Source organism: Streptomyces spectabilis (assembly GCF_008704795.1).
Classification (GTDB): Bacteria; Actinomycetota; Actinomycetes; order Streptomycetales; family Streptomycetaceae; genus Streptomyces; species Streptomyces spectabilis.
Genome location: NZ_CP023690.1, coordinates 7,088,048 through 7,105,201 on the forward strand (window position 1 = coordinate 7,088,048; position 17,154 = coordinate 7,105,201).

General features: G+C 74.5%; 12 protein-coding genes. 5 read left to right on the forward strand and 7 right to left on the reverse strand.

Features of this window, described 5'->3' with window-relative positions; all coding sequences use genetic code 11:
• Positions 1-936: 936 nt before the first annotated feature.
• Positions 937-1,500: a DUF6907 domain-containing protein gene (locus tag CP982_RS43260; RefSeq protein WP_372503441.1), complete on the forward strand. Its 564-nt coding sequence runs from the start codon at positions 937-939 to the stop codon at positions 1,498-1,500.
• A 397-nt stretch (positions 1,501-1,897) separates the two neighbouring features.
• Positions 1,898-4,033, forward strand: a complete 2,136-nt coding sequence (locus CP982_RS31170; protein WP_150513499.1) for an ATP-binding protein — start codon at positions 1,898-1,900, stop codon at positions 4,031-4,033.
• Here CP982_RS31170 and CP982_RS31175 read toward each other — a convergent pair.
• The 6 genes from CP982_RS31175 to CP982_RS31200 all read right to left on the reverse strand — a co-directional run bounded on the left by CP982_RS31175 (position 4,030) and on the right by CP982_RS31200 (position 11,385).
• Positions 4,030-5,385: a hypothetical protein gene (locus CP982_RS31175; protein WP_372503442.1), complete on the reverse strand. Its 1,356-nt coding sequence runs from the start codon at positions 5,383-5,385 to the stop codon at positions 4,030-4,032. The two genes, CP982_RS31170 and CP982_RS31175, sit on opposite strands and share 4 nt — an antisense overlap.
• A 584-nt stretch (positions 5,386-5,969) precedes the next feature.
• The gene (locus CP982_RS31180; RefSeq protein WP_150513500.1) at positions 5,970-6,641 is read right to left on the reverse strand and encodes a response regulator transcription factor; all 672 of its coding nucleotides are present in this window, start codon (positions 6,639-6,641) and stop codon (positions 5,970-5,972) included.
• The gene (locus CP982_RS31185) at positions 6,629-7,891 is read right to left on the reverse strand and encodes a sensor histidine kinase (protein WP_150515791.1); all 1,263 of its coding nucleotides are present in this window, start codon (positions 7,889-7,891) and stop codon (positions 6,629-6,631) included. Before CP982_RS31185 ends, CP982_RS31180 begins: the two co-directional genes overlap by 13 nt.
• A gap of 355 nt (positions 7,892-8,246) precedes the next feature.
• Positions 8,247-9,533, reverse strand: a complete 1,287-nt coding sequence (locus CP982_RS31190; protein ID WP_150513501.1) for a glycosyltransferase 87 family protein — start codon at positions 9,531-9,533, stop codon at positions 8,247-8,249.
• Positions 9,534-9,673: 140 nt separating this feature from the next.
• Positions 9,674-10,294 (reverse strand): sigma-70 family RNA polymerase sigma factor, encoded by a 621-nt coding sequence (locus CP982_RS31195; protein ID WP_184925279.1) that lies wholly within the window; start codon positions 10,292-10,294, stop codon positions 9,674-9,676.
• Between the two features lie 230 nt (positions 10,295-10,524).
• Positions 10,525-11,385, reverse strand: a complete 861-nt coding sequence (locus CP982_RS31200) for a hypothetical protein (RefSeq protein ID WP_150513502.1) — start codon at positions 11,383-11,385, stop codon at positions 10,525-10,527.
• 269 nt (positions 11,386-11,654) lie between these two features.
• Between CP982_RS31200 and CP982_RS31205 the strand changes: the two genes are divergently transcribed.
• Both CP982_RS31205 and CP982_RS31210 read left to right on the forward strand, forming a co-directional pair.
• On the forward strand, positions 11,655-12,794 hold the full coding sequence (locus CP982_RS31205; RefSeq protein WP_150515793.1) for an MFS transporter: 1,140 nt from the start codon (positions 11,655-11,657) through the stop codon (positions 12,792-12,794).
• On the forward strand, positions 12,787-13,881 hold the full coding sequence (locus CP982_RS31210; RefSeq protein ID WP_150513503.1) for a sugar ABC transporter permease: 1,095 nt from the start codon (positions 12,787-12,789) through the stop codon (positions 13,879-13,881). Before CP982_RS31205 ends, CP982_RS31210 begins: the two co-directional genes overlap by 8 nt.
• Before the next feature lie 14 nt (positions 13,882-13,895).
• Here the strand turns inward: CP982_RS31210 and CP982_RS31215 are convergent, their stop codons facing one another.
• Positions 13,896-15,074 carry an acyl-CoA dehydrogenase family protein gene (locus CP982_RS31215; RefSeq protein ID WP_260422955.1) on the reverse strand — a complete coding sequence of 393 codons (1,179 nt, stop codon included), beginning with the start codon at positions 15,072-15,074 and terminating at the stop codon, positions 13,896-13,898.
• Positions 15,075-15,240: 166 nt separating this feature from the next.
• Between CP982_RS31215 and CP982_RS31220 the strand changes: the two genes are divergently transcribed.
• A complete protein-coding gene (locus CP982_RS31220) occupies positions 15,241-17,064 on the forward strand; it encodes a CoA transferase (RefSeq protein ID WP_150513505.1) in 1,824 nt (607 codons plus the stop codon).
• Positions 17,065-17,154 lie beyond the last annotated feature (90 nt).

Consider the following 17,154-nt stretch of genomic DNA (forward strand, 5'->3'; position numbering starts at 1 on the left):
CCTAGTGCACTCCTTGCTGGGGTCGCTGGGCGTCATTGTTTTCTCCGCCGTGACGCTCGTTTGACGCTCTTCGCGCCTGGTGGCTCCAAGGCGGAGACGAGAGACTGCACCTGACCTGCGGTTTTCTCTGAGCCCACCCGGGTGACATGCTTCCGATGACGCATCATGTTGAATGCGTCGCGATCCTTGAGCCCGCTAAGAAGGGCCGCTGACTTGCGCTTTCGCCTGGTGTGGCGAGACCTTGACGCTTGTTCTGGTGGGTCGTCGGGTGCTCTGTGTTGCTGGTCAGGCGCTCTGCTGACTACGTGAGTACGGTGGAGCGTTGAGGGTTCGTGACGCTGAGCGGTGCAGCGGTCCGGTGAGCGTGAGCTCAGTTGGCACGCTCTTGGGCGGCTGCTAATGGGCGTCTTCGTCGTCTTCGGTTTCGCCGTCACCTGGGTCGTGCAAGACCCTTGCCTCTTTCGAAGGGGTGCACCCTGGACCAGTCCCGGGTGCACCGTCCTAGACGCTTAGCCCGGCGGTGGTGTGGTCTCTGTGATCGTCTTCGGTTGCTCCTCGCTCATTCGAGGGAAGGGACAGCAGCGGATGCGATGCAGGGTGCGCGAGCCATTCACGGTCCAGGGCCCAGCTCGGCACTTACCGTGGCGCTCCTTGAACCGGGCCTCTTCCGCGTCCAGCGTTGCTGGGCAAACGGCTACAACCAGACCCCATAAGAGGAGTCACGCCGGACAATGACCCGTCGCCCGTGACGAACGCCGTGGTGCACAGCGTTGTGAGACGTCCGAAGGAAACCATGCCCTGCATGAAGGGGCACTGACCGAGTGGGCAGGTCCTGAGGCTCGTAGCCAGTTCCGTTCGGCCAGCGCGCTGTGCGCGTCCATTGCTCTCCTTGCCGAGGCCGAGGAGGAGGGACGGAAGCCGGAGATCTGGTTCGGCATGTCAGGTGACTGGTGCGAACTGGATTTGCCGCAATTGGATGAAGTCGTAGAAGAGCTCGACGAGTACGTCGTAGCTCTGCGCGCGCTCAGGTACCGCTACGCCGCCGCGCTCGCCGGCGTGACCTTGGCGAGCCACCGCTGGGAGGGGCGCGCCACCCGTCGCCCCGTGGAGATCACTGCTCTGTGCCCGCCCTGGTGCGCATCCCGTGCTGACGGTCACGGCGCTGAGGTGCTGGCCGACCGCTGCCACTTCGGTGAGGAGCGCATTGTCGAGCTGAGCCGTGACCATGGCGACGTTGAGCCCAGCGAGCTCCAGGTGATGCTCGAGCAGGCGCCCTTCATGCGCACCCCGGGGGTGAGCCTTGTCAACGAAGGCCGCAGCGGGACGTACGGGCGAATGTCCCTTCCTGAAGCCAGGCGCGCTGGACGCGGTCCAGGCGGACATGAGGGCGAAGGTAGCGGAGGAACCACACCTCGACCTGCAGTCGAGCGGCTACGCGTTGGGGGACGCCGGTACGGAGGGAGGCGCGTGGATCTGTGTACCTGCTGGTCTCACGCCTGAACTCCGTGAGGAGGTGGTAGGGGCCTGCTGGCAGCCGTTTTTGAGGGTACGAGTGGTGCCGACGAGCTTTCTGCTACTGAGGAACGTGCTCCAGGGGTGAGCGTCGCGCCCGACAGGATCGTGCAGGAGCGGAGCGGTTGCGGAACGCGTGGCCGTCGCGAACCTCCCTGCGCCCAGTGCTGGTTACGCGGAGCGTGATTCGTGCCGCTGGCGCAATGCGAACTCTCTTGGAACTGCTCTCTTCTGTGCCGGGCCCTGTGTCATCGGCTGGGAGCGATGGTTTACCCCGCGTCGTGTGACGGGGCCTTTCCGCCATGTGGAGTTGACGGGGGATCAAAGGTTTTTCAGGGCTGTAGCCGTGGCGATACAGTCCGGCAGTGACGAGGGAGGGGCTGAGGTGCTGGAGACGGTGGCGCTGAGTGCGCTGACCGCTTTTCTCACGGCCGCGTGGAACGGCGCCGCGGGGGAGATAGGTAAGCAGACCCTCCTGTCGGCCGGGGCGTTGGCGAGGAGGACCTTGGGGCGGGAGACGCCACTGCCGACCGGCCTGGAGGAGTGGCAGACGCTGGCGGGCCAGGTACATGCGCGCCTGGGCCATGACCCCCGGCAGGCAGGTGAGTGGGCGCTCCTCGTACGAAGCTTTCCCGGCCAGGCGATGACTCTGACGCCGACGACCGGACTCCCGCCTGCGTCAAGGGACTTCACCAATCGCCAGCAGGCCCTGAAGCAGTTGAAGCGGGAGGCGACGCGCCGGGCCGCCGGGAGACCGCGCGTGGCCTTGCTCCACGGACCGCCGGGTATCGGCACCACCGCGGTGGCGCTGCACCTGGGTGCCGCGCTTCATGCCCGATTCCCCGACGGGCAGTTCTACGTCGATCTGCGGGACACCTCGGACGGGCCCGGCCCGGAGCCCGCCACGGTCCTGCTGCGTCTGCTGCGGCAGATGGGCGTCACGGCGGAACGGATGCCACCCACCGCCTCTGGCCGCGAACAGCTCTATCGGCAGCTCACCGCGGGCCGCAGAGCCCTGGTGGTCGTCGATCACGCCTCCTCGGCGGCCCAGGTCCGCAGTCTGGTCCCGGCCACGCCTGATGTCTTCCTGTTGGTGATCGTCTCCGGCCGGCCCTTCGCGCTGGAGGCCGAACGCGTCGCTGTTCCTCCCCTGAGCGACCGGTACGCGGTGCAGTTGATTCGGAAGGTGGCCGGGCCGGAGAGCGTCGCGCGTGCCAAGGCTCGGATGCCGCACCTGCTCGCGCGGTGTGAGGGAAACGCCTTCGCGCTGAAGGCCGAGGCGCTGCGACTCCAGACCGAGCAGACCGAGCAGACGGGCCGGGGCGCTCCGGAGTCGAGGACCAGAGAGCCGGGGCGTGATCCGGTGCGTGATTCCGTCCAGACCATCTGCGACCGTCTCCGGCCGGAGACGGCGCGGCTCATCCGGCTGACGGCACTGGGCGGTTGGCCCGCCATCGATGCCCGCCTCGCTGCCGCAGCCGCGGACACCGCGTCCGAAGACGCGGCGCGGATGCTCATCGAGGCAGCGGAGGCCCAACTCCTCGACCCGGTGGGGGACGAGCGCTACCGCTTCCGTCCCGAGGTGCGGCGCTACCTGACGGACACCGCGGGCCTCGAGCACGGCATCCCCGAGTGCTCCGCCGCCGTGGAGCGCGTGCTCGACTCCCTGCTCGACCGCGCCCTGCACGCGGCCCATGCCGCACTGCCGCAAAGCTGGCGCACCGAACCCGCGCCTGAGGGCGGGGGCGTCCACCGCGACGAGGCAGAGGGCGTGGCGGCCCTCGCGGCGGAGGCGGGCAATGTGGTCCGAGCGGTCTCCGTGGCAGTGGAGTACCAGCACTTTACGACCGCGCTGCGGCTGGCTCGGGCCCTGTGGCCGCTTCAACTGAAGGCCGGCTACTGGGACGAGGTGCTGCCCGCGCTGCGCGTTGCGGCGAGGTGCGCCGACGAACATCGGCCGTGCTCCCGCACCGCGGCCGGGCTCCACTTCCAACTCGGCCACTGCCTGGGAGAGCTCCAGCAGTGGGAGGAGGCCGAGAGCGAGGCGCGCGCGGCCCTCAGGTGTGAGCGCGCGGAAGGGCACGTACGCGGCGAGGCTTCGTCCGTCGAGTTGCTCGGCCTCTTGTCCCTCTACCAATGGCGCTACGAGGCCGCCGCCGAGCGGTTCGACGAGGCCGAGCGCGTCTACCGGCGGATTACCGCGGGGCAGGAGGGGGCGCGGGACGTGCCGCGTGCGCTCGCCCTGGTCGAGCGCCACCAGGGGCGTGCGCTGCGGGGGATGGGGCGGTTGGCGGAGTCGCGACGCCTGTTGGAGTCGGCGACGGACTCCTTCGCGGAGCAGGGAGAGAGCTACAACCGGGCACGCGCTCTCACCGATCTGGCGGAGACGCTCCTCGACGCGGGCGAGAACGCCGAAGCGCTGACGAGGATCACGGAGGCGGAGAGCCTGCTCACCCCCGCGGCCGCTCCGCACCTGCGGTACCTCGCCGGGCTCCGGTCGCGTGGCGAGGGCGGCCGCTAGCAGGCCGTCACGGCCACCGGGTGCGTGCCCTGGGCAACATGTACCTGGAGCGTGGTGGCGCCTTCGCGCGGCACGCCGCCGTCGGCCAGCCACGCGCACAGCGCCGAGGCATACGCAGCCGGATCGGCGTCCGCGCCGGGGAGCGCGGACAGGTGGAGCAGACCGTGTTCCCGGCTGCGTACGGTGCAGGTGTCCGGACCGCTCACGTACGCGGCGAGCGCGCAGTGCGCATGCCGCGCCAGGGTCTCGGCCGTCCACACCGCGGGGCCGCCCAGGCGCGGGTCGTCCGCCGTCCCATTCCGCACGATGACGTCGGCGAGTTCCAGGCTGCCCGGATCCCGGGTCTCCTCGTGCACCGCGAGATGCACGTCACCGTCGGCGTCGTAGGGGTGCTCGGTGGCTCGCTCGACCACGACGTCGGTGCCGACGACGCGCGTGAGTACGCGGAGTGGAGCGGTCCGCCGTGGCGGGTCGTAGGGAGGCAGGGGCAGTGGTTCCAGCAGAGCCGGGGCAGCGGGCTCGGGAAGGTCCATCAAGGCGTAGAAGTGCTGCCGCAGGAGCGCCGCCGAGGCGCCTGGCGCCGAGGTGACGAACTCTCCGGGGTCGGCGGCCGACCGGTGCTCGGCCATCAGCCGCTCCACTTGAGGACGCAGTGGGCCGTACGGATCGAGCCGCGGTGCGTCCCGGACGAAGGAGGCGAGCGGCGCTTCGGGATCCAGCCGGTCCTTTCCTCCGGCCGCCATCAGCACCGGGAGGCCGAGGGCGGACGCGTAGTAGGAGACGGCGCCGAAGTCGCCGACGACCGCGTCGGCCGCGAGGAGGGCCTGCCGCCAGGCGTGCGCGGGGTCGATCAGGGTCAGCCCGCCGCGCAGGGCCCGGTCCAGCCAGGCGCGGACTTGGCCGGGGCCGTGTCCGTACCAGATGTTCGGATGCAGCACCGCGGCCAGCCGGTAGTCGTCGGCCGGCAACTCCGCGGTGAGCCGGGGGAGAAGGCCGGGAAAGACGTCGTGGTCACCGCCGCTGCCGAAGAAACCCTCGGGATTCCACGTGGAGTTCAGTACGACGAGCCGCTGGCCCCGTCGCACGCCCAGGGCCCGCCGGAAGCGGTCGCGGTACGGGCGCGCCGCGAGCATCCGGTCGAAGCAGGGGTCGCCGCCGAGTACGGAGACGTCTGCGGCTTCTGGGCATGCGCGACGCAACCGGTCCAGTTGCTCTGGGTGCGACAGTACGAGGCCGTCCATGAACGGCTTGCCGTCCGCCAACAGCCACTCGGGCGACAGACCGAACGTCGGCTCCCGGCTCCCGGCTCCCGGCTCCCGGCCTGGATAGCTTCTTAGTGTATCCAACCCCATGTGAAATAATGGATAGTTTGCCTTGAATAGAGGAGATCTCTCCGCCGAAGCTCGCGGATACCGCCAGGTCTACGGGTGTCGAAAGCGCTTGGTCCCAAGGCAGCACGGGAAGGCCCAAGCCGGCGGAGAGTTCCTCGATTCCGCCCTGAAAGGCAGAAGACCCGGTAGACGTGATGAGGAGCTGCACGCGGAAGTCGTCGTGGAATAGCGGCAACACGTCCATGAGGCGGCCCGCGGAAGTGGCGTTGTGAATCACCAGCAGTACCCGACGGCGAGCTGTACGGCTGGTCCAACGTTCCGATCCGATCCCGACCGGCACGCGTATCGGCAGGGGGTCAGCCCGCACTTGTGCCCCTCCTGAGCGTGTGTGGTGCTATCGCGCGATCACTTTAACCGTGTCCTGTCATGCGAGGGCAGGAGCGAAGGCGTGATCAGCCAGGGGCCGTTCAGAGGAGTTCACCCGCTGCACCGACTCGGGTGCCGCCACGGCTCGATTCAGGTTTGCGGCTCGGTGCGAGGCTGTCTCGTGGCCTCGGCCGTGGCGCTCATGGCCGAGCCGTCCTTGCGGTCTCGCTGATGTGCCCTCAGGACCCCGGTCCTGCCTCCGGTGCGCCCCGGAGGTGGGCCAACACCGCAAGCACCCGCCGGTTGCCCTCCGTCGGGTCCAGGGCCAGTTTCGTGAAGATGTTGCTGGCGTGTTTGACGACCGAGGCTTCGGTGACTGTGAGGCGGTGGGCGATGGTGTGGTTGTTGAGGCCTTGGGCCATGAGGGCGAGGACTTCTCGTTCGCGGGGGGTGAGGCGGGTGAGGGGTTCGGTGCGGCGGGTCAGGAGGACGCGGACGACCTCGGGGTCGATGACCGTTTCGCCCGCGGCGACCCGGCGCAGGGTGGTGAGGAAGTCCGCCACCTCGCCCACCCGGTCCTTGAGGAGGTAGCCGAGGCCCGACAGGCCCGCGCCGTCGCCGGTCAGGAGCTGGGTCGCGTAGGCCGTGGCGACGTACTGGGAGAGGACGAGGACCGGGAGGCTTCCGTGGCGGGCCCGGAGTTCGAGGGCCGCCTTCAGGCCCTCGTCGCGGAAGTCGGGGGGCATGCGGACGTCGGTGATGACGGCGTCCGGGCGCTCGGCCTCGACCGCGCGGATCAGGGACGGGGCGTCGCCCACCGCCGCGACCACCTCGTGGCCGCCGCGCGTGAGCAGTTCCACGAGACCGGCGCGCAGCAGTACGGCGTCCTCGGCGAGTACTACGCGGAGCACGGCACCTCCACTGTCAGTTCTGTCGGGCCTCCGGCGGGGCTGGACACCGTCAGGCGGCCGCGCAGGATCGCCAGGCGGTCGGCGAGGCCGGTCAGGCCCGTGCCGCGCGCGGGGTCCGCGCCGCCGCGGCCGTCGTCGGTGATCTTCAGCGTAAGGCGTTCTGACGTCAGGCCGCCCGTGACGCTGACTTCGGTGGCCTCGCTGTGCTTCGCCGCGTTCGTGAGTGCTTCCGTGATGGTGAAGTACGCCGTCGTCTCCACCGCTTCGGGGAGGCGGTGCGGCAGGTCGATGTCGACCGTCACGGGCACCGGGTGGCGCAGCGCGACCTCCGTGACCGCCGCCGCCAGGCCGTGGTCGGTGAGGACCTGCGGGTGGATGCCGCGCACCAGGTCGCGCAGCTGGTCCAGGGCGCGGCGCGCCTCGCCCCTGCCGCGCGCGAGCAGTTCGGCCGCCGCCGGATTGCCGTCGCCCAGCTCCATCTCGGCCAGGCCGAGCGTCATCGTCAGGGCCACCAGCTGCTGCTGCGCGCCGTCGTGCAGGTCGCGTTCGATGCGGCGCCGCTCCGCCTCGAAGGCGTCCGCCAGGCGGGCCCGGGAGCGGGTGAGTTCGACGACGTGGCGCGTGAGCGGGTCCTCGCGGGGGGCCAGCAGGAAGTGCGCCGTGCGGACCTGCGCGCCCGCCAGCAGTCCCGCCAGGTAGGCGAGCAGGGCCAGGGCAAGGAGTCCCGCCGCGGTGAACGGCAGGGCTGCCAGGGGGTGCGGCACGGCCTGGCCCGGGATGATCATCACCGCTTCCGGGGCCAGCGCCCAGACGGTGAGCGGTGAGGTGATGAGGATGAGCGCGAAGAGCAGGAGCAGGGTCATGCCCAGGCCCGCGGTGGAGAACAGCAGGGCCAGCAGCCACGTGTAGCCGAGCTCCCGCCACGTCGCCCGCTCCCCGCACCGGGTGCGCAGCCGCGCGCGGAGTCCGGGGTTCTTGAGGGGGCGGTGCGGGTTCGCCAGGGGCGGCGCCGTCGGTTCCACGAGGCGGAGGCGGCGGCGCTCCAGGCGCCCGACGGGGAGTCCGAAGAGCGCCGCCGCCGTCAGCAAGGCCAGGCCGATGCCGAGGGCGGACAGCAGCAGCCCGCTCGCCACGAGCACCAGCATGGCGAGCAGGACCGCGAGGCCGAGCGGCAGGCCGCCGCACACGTACGCCCAGCAGCGCAGGGGCCACGAGGAGAGCAGGAAGCGGTGCGGTCGTTGGTGTCGCATCGCCGTCCATACGGTGACGGGGCCGGTGGCGGGGACGGGGCCGTGGGCGGGCGCGTCCGCCTCGTTGGACCGGCCGTCCGCCTCGACGGTCAGGCCGTCCGTCTCGTCGGTCAGGCCGTCCGCCTCGTCGGTCAGGCCGTCCGTCTCGTCGGTCAGGCCGTCCGCCTCGCCGGTCAGGCCGTCCGTCTCGTCGGTCCGGCCGTCCTGCGGGTGCCCCGGCATCGGTCCGGCCTCCCGCCGCGTGTCGTGCTCCACGACCGTGTGTGTGGTTCGTGATCGCGCTCGGGAAAAGCGTAGTCCGGCACGAGGCGGCTCCGGGAGCGGGCCTTCCGGTGTTCTCAGGGGTGGGTTTTCCCTACCTCGCCTTCGTGTCACCTTCGCGTCCGGCCGCGTGCCCGTGCGCGAGCCGTGGCCACACCACCAGGAGCACCGGTAGGGCTAGGTAGCCGAACCGTCCCGCCGGTGCCAGCAGGAACGCCGCGCACAGGCCCGCCGCGAGGCGGTCGGCGGCCGCCGTCACGGTCGCGGGAGGGCGCAGGACGAGCGTCGCCGCGACCGCGGTTCCGCCGCACAGGAGCAGCGCCACCGCCGCGTACCAGCCGAGCGGTCCGAGGTCGGCGAGCAGACGGCCGGGCAGGGGGCTCGCGGCGGGCGTCGGTACGTCGCCGCGTCCGGCGGGGAAGGCGAGGACCTGGAGGGCCATGGGGCCGGGCGCGAGCAGCGCGCTGGGCAGGGCGGCCGCCACCGCCCCGGCGACCGCCGCGCCCGCGCAGCGCAGCGCGGCCCGCGCCCCCGTCACGGTGCCGAGCAGCGCCGCGGCGACCGCCACCGCGGGCCACGCCGTCCATTTGAGGGCGCACGCGGCGGCCAGGGCGAGGCCCGCGGCCACCGGTCTGCCGCGCCCGGCCAGCGCGAGCCCCAGACAGCACAGGCCCGCGAGCGGCAGGTCGACGCCGCTCACGCACAGCGGCAGGGCGACGACGGGCGAGGCGAGCAGGACGGCGAGACCGGTGCGGTACGAGGCCTGCGGGGCGCCCTTCGCGGCAATGCGCGGCGCGGCCGTCCGCAGGCACACCACGCCCGCCCTCAGACACACCAGGAACACCCCCGCGCACCACAGCCGCGCGTCCCCGAGGACCCGCAGCGGCAGCGCGTCGTCGCCGAACAGGGCCCGGGGCAGTCCGAACAGCGCCATCCCGGGCAGGTACGGCGTGTACTCGCCCACGTTCTGGGGGTCGGTCAGATAGGGGCTGGCCTGGCGGACGAGCAGGACGCCCGAGCGCTCGATCACCCCGACCTCGCTCTGTCCACGGCCGGTCAGCAGGAGCGTCACCAGCGGTACGGCGACGGCGCCCGCGCACGCGGACCCCAGCGCGAGGGCGCGGGCCCGCGGCCGGGGCAGCCACCACGCGGCGAGCGCGGCACCGGCGTACCCGGCCGTCGCGGAGGTCCCCCACACGCGGTGCGTCTCCAGGGTGGAGACGAGGGGGAAGCCCAGGGCCCACACGGCGGCGGCCAGCCAGCCCGCGACCCAGACGGCTCGGCGGGGTGGGGCGCTCGTACGCGTACGCAGGGGTGGGGAGGTCGTTGCCCGGTCGGTCAGCACCCGTCCATTGCAGCCGCGCGGTACGGGTGCGGTCATGACAGGTAGATCGACACTTCGTGGTCGGGTTTTCCGGAGCAGGGGCCCGGCCGCGGGTGTGCAGAGGGGGGTGACGCCGCCGGGCGTCACCCCCCTTCCTGGCGTGCAGGATCCTCCTGTCGTGCAGGATCAGCGCCGGATCAGGCCGCGTCCAGGGCCTCGATCAGGTTGGCGCGGGCCCGGGCCACGCGGGAGCGGACCGTGCCGACGGGGCAGCCGATGGCCGCGGCGGCCTCGGCGTACGGCTGCTGGAGGAGCTGGGTGAGGACGAACGCCTCGCGCCGCTCGGCGGGTATGGCCGCGAGGAGTTCGGCGAGCGCGATGCCGTCGTCGAAGCCGGGCAGGCCGCGCGGCTGGGCCTGCTCGGCGGCGGTCTGCCAGTCGTCCCGGTCGGAGAGCCGGGGCCGGGCGGCCGCGTGCCGCAGGCTGTCCACGACGGTGCGCCGCGCGATGGAGAGCAGCCAGGTGCGCGCCGACGAGCGCCCCTCGAACCGGTGCAGGCTGCCGAGCGCCCGCAGGAACGTGTCCTGTGCCAGGTCGTCGGCGGCCTGCGGGTCGGCGCTCAGGTGCGCCACGTAGCGCAGTACGTCGCGGTGCAGGGCCCGTACGAAACGGTCGACGGCCTCCGGGTCGCCGTCGCGCGCGGCGAGCGCGAGCCGCGTGACGGGTTCGTCGGCGGCGTCGGTGCGGCGGCCCGTCGGTCGACAGGGCTTGCCTTTCGGGATTTTTCGGGCAGGTGGAGTCGCCAGGGCAGCAGTCATCGCCTGAAGGTCCTTACGGGTGTCCGGAAACCGGAGTTGCAGGATCCGGAGTACGGAGTGCGGAGTTCGGGATCCGGCCGCGACGGTGTGCGGCCGGTGTGGGGTTCGCACGGCCCGGCTCCGCCCCGTGGGGCGGTGCGGGCCGACGCCCGGTGCGCGTACGACGAGGAGCGGCGCGGCGCGGGTCGCGCGCGGGCCGGGGTCGTCATGGCGGGCCGGGGTACCGGCTGTCAGCTGACAGCGATCCCGAGGGGCGGGCCCCGTGAGGTGATGGCGTGGACCAGGAGCAGCCGTCGCAGCCGCCGCGCGCGGTGGGCGCGGCGCGGGCGCAGGCGCGGCCGGTGCGGGGGCGGCGGCAGCCGGAAGGCGAGCCGCAGCGGCGCGACCAGCCAGCCCGCGACGGCCCGGCCGATGCGGAACGCGGCGCGCTCGCCGTACGCGAGCCACAGGCCGCACAGCAGCGCGGCGAGCAGGTGCGCGGCGAGCATGCCGAGCGGTGACATGCCGCCCATGTCGTGCCCGGAGTGCATGCCGGACATCGCGCCCGACGCCGAGTCCATCGCACCCGAGGCCGTGTCGGACGCGCCGCCGTGGCCTCCCGCGGAGGTCATCCGGGCCATGTCGTGCGCGCCGGGCCCGGGGGCGGCCGTCTCCTGCATGCCCATCGAGTGCCGGGTGTGCCCGGCGGCCTCGTGCATCCGGTCGGCGAGTCCCGCGTCGGTCACGGCGCGGATCGCCTCCGCCTCCGACATGGTCCCCATGCCGTCCGCTCCGCAGAGCAGATGGCGGGCCCACTGCTGGGCGAGCGAGGCACCGCCGGACGCCGAGGTCTGGGCCGCGGCCTGCGCCAGCGAGAACCACGTGTGCAGAGCGGCCTGCGCCACGACGGACGCCGTGGTGACCATCAGGACGCCGCGCTCACGCCCGGCGAGGAGCCAGGCGCCCGCGAACGTCGCGGCGCCCGCGCCCGGCAGCGCCCACCACGGCAGCGGGGACGCCGACATGAGGGCGTGGCCGGTGGCCGCGAGCAGCACACAGGCGGCCGCGAACACCGCGGCCCGTATCGCGCGACAGCTTCGGCCCCCAGACATGGCGGCCTCATCTTTGCATCCGCCCGACGCGGCCAGCGGGCGGGTCCGGAATGTTCCGCGCGGAGCCCCTGTGTGGCGCGGGTCACTCGGGCCGCCGGGAACCGGCGCGGGCGCGCGGCCGACTCCTGATCGGCCGACTGTCGAGCAGGGGGAGCGGGCGCGTGGCGAGAGAGCACGGGGATCCGGGCGCGGCGGGCCCGGCTGCCGGGGTCGGTACGGCGTCGAGCCCGCGGGCGCGAGGCGTGCCGACCGCACTGCTCACCTGCGCCATGGCGTTCTCGATGCTCCAGCTGTTCCTGCTCGGCGCGCTCGGGCCGCGGCTGGTGGACGAGCTCGACGTCTCGCCCACGACGCTCGGTCTGACCACGACGATCGGCTTCGGCACCGCCGCCGTCCTGTCGCCCGTCGGCGGCCGGATCGTCGACCGGGTGGGGCCGCGGCGCGCCCTCGCCGCGCTGCTCCTGCTCTCGGCGGTGGCGCTCGCGCTGATCGGCGCGGCGCCCGGCGCCGGCTTCCTGCTCGCGGCGGTCGCGCTCGGCGGTCTGCCGCAGGCGCTGGCCAACCCCGCCACGAACAAGGCGATCCTGGCGTCCGTGGAGCCCGCGCGGCGGGGCGCGGTGACCGGCATGAAGCAGTCGGGCGTCCAGCTCGGGGCCTTCGCGGCGGGGCTGCCCCTCGCGGCGCTCGCCGGGTGGCTCGGCTGGCGCGCGGCGGTGTGGACGGCGGCGTTCGCGGCGGTGGTGACCGCGGTGTGGGCGCTGCGCACGCTTCCCGGGGCGACCGGGGCCGCCGCCCCGGGGCGGCCCGCCGGGGCCTTCTCGCTGCTGCCGCGCGGTGCCGTCGCCTGGCTCGCGGCCTTCTCGCTGCTGCTCGGCTGCGGCATCGCGTCCGTCAACACCTACCTCGCGCTGTACGGGGCCCACCGCCTCGATCTGTCGCCGGGCGCCGCCGGTGCGCTGGTGGCGGTGCTCGGCGTGGCCGGGGTCGCGGGGCGCGTCGCCTGGTCGCGGGCGGCGACCCCGGGCCGGGCGCCGTGGCTGCCGGGGTGGCTCGCGGCGGGCGCGGTCGGCGCGGCCCTGCTGCTGGCCGCCGCAGCGGCGGCGGGGCCGCTGGTGTGGCTCGCGGCGGTCGCCGTCGGGGTGTTCGCCGTGTCGGCCAACGCGGTCTCCATGGTCCTCGTCATGCAGCGCGCCGCACCCGGCCGCGCGGGCCAGGACTCGGCCCTCGTCTCCGCGGGCTTCTTCGCGGGCTTCGCCCTGGGCCCGCCCGTCTTCGGCGTCCTCGCGGACGCGGACCGCTACGGCTGGGGCTGGGCGCTGGTCGCCGCGGAGTTCGCGGGAGCGTGCGCGGTGGGTCTGACCTGGGCGGTACGGGAGCGGGGCGCGGGGCGCCGCGCGGGCGATGCCTGACGTGCCCGGGCCGGCCTGGGCCGGGCCCGCGCTGCACGCCGTGCTCGACCGGGCCGCCCTGACCCGGGCCGAGGTCGGCGCCCGCTTCCCGCTGTTCGCCGACCCCGCGACCGGTACGTGGACGACGACCCGGCGCGGTGCCTGGACCGGCGGCTTCTGGGCGGGCCTGCTGTGGCTGCGCGCGCGGCACACGGGCGCGGCGGAGGACCGCGAGGCCGCCGCGCGGTGCACGGCACGGCTCGCCGACTGGGTCCACGCGGACACGGCGACGCGCGGCCTGATCCTCTGGTACGGCACGGCGTCGACGGGGCCCGTCGGGCCGACGGAGACCGACGCCGCGCCGGGCGCCGACCCCGGGCTCACCGCCGAGGCGCTGAGGGCGCGGGCGGGGCTGGTCTGTCTCGAGGCGGTCGATCCCGGGCTCGGGCTCGTGCCCTGGGGCGCGGCCTTCGGGGGGCCGCGGCTCGTGGCGCGGGCCGATGCCGTGCCCGGGCTCGTGCCGCTGCTCGCCGCGGCGGGGCCGCGCGGGGCGGAGGCGGCCGCCGCGCATCTCCACCGGCACCTGGACCTGTGCCGTGCCGGAGCCATGGCCTGGCGGTACGCGCCGGGCACCGGCTGGCGCCCGCTCGCCGAACCGGCACCCGGCTGGAGCCGGGGCCGCGCCTGGCTGCTGCTCGCGGTCGCGGACGCGCTGGCGCGCGCGGACAGCGAGACCTGGCGCCCGGACCGGCTGCGCCGGGCGGCGGCGTGGCTCGGCGCGTTCCCCGCGCCGGGGGACGCCCTCGTACCGCCCGCCGACACCGCCGGGCCCGCGGGCCCTCTGGACACGTCGGCCGCCGCGATCACCGCCGTCGCGCTGCTCAAACTCGCCGCGCTGCCCGGCGCGGACGCCGAGCGGCTCACCGGGCGCGCGACCGCCGTCCTGCACCGCCTGGTGACCGCGCACCTGACGGACGGGAGGCTGCTCGACGGCTGCTACGACGCCGCCACCGGCACCGCCGAGCGGCACGAACTCGTCTGGGGCGACTACTTCCTGGCCCTCGGCCTCGCCGCCCTCACCGGCCTCGTCCACCCCGGCGACGTATAGACGTATAGATGTAGCTACGCATAGGCAGTGAGGACCCGGCGTGCCACCGACGTGACGTGCAGCTCGTCCGGGCCGTCGAGGATCCGCGCGGCGCGCCCCGTGCGAAGGAGCGCGGGCAGCGGTGTGTCGGGGCCGAGCCCGGCCGCGCCGTGCACCTGGATCGCGGCGTCCACGACCTGCTGCAGGGTGCGGGCCGCGGCGACCTTCGCCAGGCCCACCTCGACGTGCGCGTCCTCGCCCGCGGCGAGCCGCGCGACCGCCTCGTGCACCAGCGGACGCGTCGTCCGCAGCGCGAGCAGCGACTCGAAGACGTGCTGCTGTACGAGTTGGTGGGAGTGCAGCGGGCCGCGCGCGCCGCCGCGCGTGGCGGCGCGCCGGGCCAGCAGGCCGAAGGCCCGCTGCGCCTGTCCGAGCCAGCGCAGGCTCCGCAGCGTACGGCCGAGTTGGAGCCGTTCGGCGGCGACGGACAGGCCCGCGCCGCGCTCGCCGACCAGGTGGTCGCCGGGCACGCGGACCTCGTCGAAGGCGATCTCCCACTGGCCGCTCGCGCCGAGCACGGGCAGTTCGCGCACGACGCGGAAGCCGGGCGAGCGCGTCGGCACGACGAACAGGGACAGGCCGTGCCGGTCCGAGGGCGCGCCGTCGGTGCGGGCGAGCACGGTCACCAGGTCCGCGCCCGCCGCGCCGGACGTGAACCACTTGCGGCCGCTGACCACCCAGTCCCCGTCGGCCCCCCGCACCGCCGTGGTCGCCGTCAGGAACGGGTCGGTGCCGGGGCTCTCCGGTTCGGTCATGGCGTAGCAGGCGCGCAGTTCGCCCGCGACGAGCCGCGGGAGGTACGCCGCGCGGACGCCCGCGCTGCCGTGCCGCAGCAGCATCCGTACGTCGAGCAGCGGCGCGGAGCCGAGCGCGGCGGGCCCGTGGTCGCTGGCGCCCTCCATCTCGGCGTACCGCGCGTACGCGGCCAGGTCGAGCCCCTGGCCGCCCAGTTCGGCGGGCAGGGGCAGGGCCCAGAGGCCCGCCTCCCGGGCCCGGTCCCGCAGCGCGCGCAGCGCCTCGTCGGCCGCGGGCCCGCCCGCGTCCAGAACGTCCTCACGGGGCATGACGTGCTCCCGTACGAACGCGTCGACGCGCTCGCCGAGCCCCGGCTCCTCTGGCTTCCCCGGCTCCGTCAGCTCCCTGGACTCCGTCAACTCCGCCACCTGCGCCACCGCTTCCTTCCGTTCGCCGGGAACCCGCGGGCCCGGGCGCCCGACTGACTCTCCATGGAACTGGTCGGGCGCGGACGGCCCCGGGTTCCCGCCTTCGCCACGAACCCGGAGCGGTGTCCGCCGCACCGGGAGAGGAGACACGACGGACATGACCCAGGCAGCGTCACAGGACCTCACCGCAAGAGCCGGGGCACGGCCCCTCGACGCGTTGCGCTGCGACATCGGCGGGCCGCCCGAGCTGACCGGCGTCGTCGAGGCGCATCTGCGGCTGCTCGGCGCGCACACGACCCGGCAGGACGGCACGGGCGGGAGCGGCCGCGCGGTGCTCGGCGGCGGTGGCTTCGGGCCGCTGGAGGCGGAGGTCCTGTGGGCGGACCCGATGGGCCCGGCGCGCGACGCCGTGGCCGCGGGCGCCACCCCCGGCGGCCCCGGGCCCGGCCCCGGTTCCGTCCACGACGAGGCCACCGCCCAGGCCGCCACCGGGGTGATGGCGGTGCACGGCCGCCGCGACGGCGCCCCGCGCGGCCTCGGCGTCGACTACACCGCGACCGCCGCGGGCGTCCTCGCCGTCCAGGGCCTGCTCGCCGGGCTCGTGGCCGAGGCCCGCGGCGGGACGGCGGGCCGGGTGACGACGAGCGCGGTGCGCGCGGGCCTCCTCGCCGTCTCGCAGTACGTCGCGGCGGAGGGGGCCGACGAGGGCGAGGCGGCGCCGCTCGCGCCGGGCGGGCCGCCGTTCACCTCCGCCGACGGCGTCGTCTTCGAGCTGGAGACCCTCGACCCGGGCGCCTGGGCGGCGTTCTGGCGGGCACTCGGCGCGCCCGCCGACGCGCTGCGCGCGGGCTGGCGCCCCTTCCAGTTCCGGTACGCCACCGCCTGCGCGCCCTTCCCCGAGGCCCTGCACACCACCGTGCGCGGCGCCGACTGGGGCCGGATCCAGGCGGCCGCCGCGGCGTCCGGCGCCGAGGTGTGCGCGCTGCGCACGCTCGCCGAGCGCGCCGCCGAGCACGACCACGCGCCGCCGTGGACGCTCACGCCGTACGGCCCCGGCGGACTCGTGCCGCACCGTCAGCTGCCGACGCCCGAGCGGCCCTTGGCCGGAATCACCGTCCTGGAGGCGGGGCGCCGCATCCAGGCCCCGCTGGCCGCGCACCTGCTGCGCCTCCTCGGAGCCGACGTCATACGCGTCGAGCCGCCGGGCGGCGACCCGCTGCGCGGCATGCCGCCCGCGTGCGGCGGCGTCTCCGCGCGCTGGCTCGCCCTCAACCGCGGCAAGGACGCCGTGGAGGCCGACATCAAGTCCCCCTCCGGGCGCCGCCGACTGCGGGACCTCGTCGCCGACGCGGATGTGTTCCTGCACAACTGGGCGCCGGGCAAGGCCGCTCAGCTGGCCCTGGACGCGGAGGACCTGGCGCGGGTCAACCCCGGCCTCGTGTACGCGTACACGAGCGGCTGGGCGGGCCGGATCGACGGCGCCCCCATGGGTACGGACTTCATGGTCCAGGCGCGTACCGCCGTCGGCGAGGCGGTGCGGCCGGCCGACGAGCCGCCCGCGCCCTCCCTGATGACGCTCCTCGACGTCCTCGGCGGGCTGCTCGGCGCGGAGGCCGTGCTCGCGGGGCTGCTGCTGCGCGAGCGCTCGGGCGGGCGGGGAGTGCGGGTCGACTCCTCGCTGCTCGGCGCCGCGGACGTGCTCGTCGGGCCCGCGCTCGCGCGCGGGGCGCGGCGTCCGGCCGGGTTCCGGCGGCCGACGGCCACGGCTGACGGGTGGGTGGCTCCTGGGGACGGGTGTGCCGCGGCCGTCGGCGCGTACGACGTCCGCGGGCTCGCCACGGCTGACGCGGTGCGGCTGCTGGCCTCGCACGGGCTGCGGGCCGTCCCGGTCGCCGCTGACCTGGGGGCGCTCTTCCCGGGGGCCCTGGGCCGCGACGGGCACGGGGCGCCGGTGGTGCCCGACCCGTGGAGCTTCGGCTGACCCGCGTGGGACGCCCCAGGCCCGCCCCTTCCCGCTTCCTGGGGGCTCCGCCCCCAGACCCCCGCTCCTCAAACGCCGGAGGGGCTGGAT

What these genes read in the sequence shown, in the direction of transcription:
- CP982_RS43260 (WP_372503441.1), top strand. Translation starts at nt 937, where the DNA reads ATGTCAGGTGACTGGTGCGAACTGGATTTGCCGCAATTGGATGAAGTC.
- CP982_RS31175 (WP_372503442.1), bottom strand. Translation starts at nt 5,385, where the DNA reads ATGGGGTTGGATACACTAAGAAGCTATCCAGGCCGGGAGCCGGGAGCC.
- CP982_RS31185 (WP_150515791.1), bottom strand. Translation starts at nt 7,891, where the DNA reads ATGCGACACCAACGACCGCACCGCTTCCTGCTCTCCTCGTGGCCCCTG.
- CP982_RS31190 (WP_150513501.1), bottom strand. Translation starts at nt 9,533, where the DNA reads ATGACCGCACCCGTACCGCGCGGCTGCAATGGACGGGTGCTGACCGAC.
- CP982_RS31195 (WP_184925279.1), bottom strand. Translation starts at nt 10,294, where the DNA reads ATGACTGCTGCCCTGGCGACTCCACCTGCCCGAAAAATCCCGAAAGGC.
- CP982_RS31200 (WP_150513502.1), bottom strand. Translation starts at nt 11,385, where the DNA reads ATGTCTGGGGGCCGAAGCTGTCGCGCGATACGGGCCGCGGTGTTCGCG.
- CP982_RS31205 (WP_150515793.1), top strand. Translation starts at nt 11,655, where the DNA reads ATGGCGTTCTCGATGCTCCAGCTGTTCCTGCTCGGCGCGCTCGGGCCG.
- CP982_RS31210 (WP_150513503.1), top strand. Translation starts at nt 12,787, where the DNA reads ATGCCTGACGTGCCCGGGCCGGCCTGGGCCGGGCCCGCGCTGCACGCC.
- CP982_RS31220 (WP_150513505.1), top strand. Translation starts at nt 15,241, where the DNA reads ATGACCCAGGCAGCGTCACAGGACCTCACCGCAAGAGCCGGGGCACGG.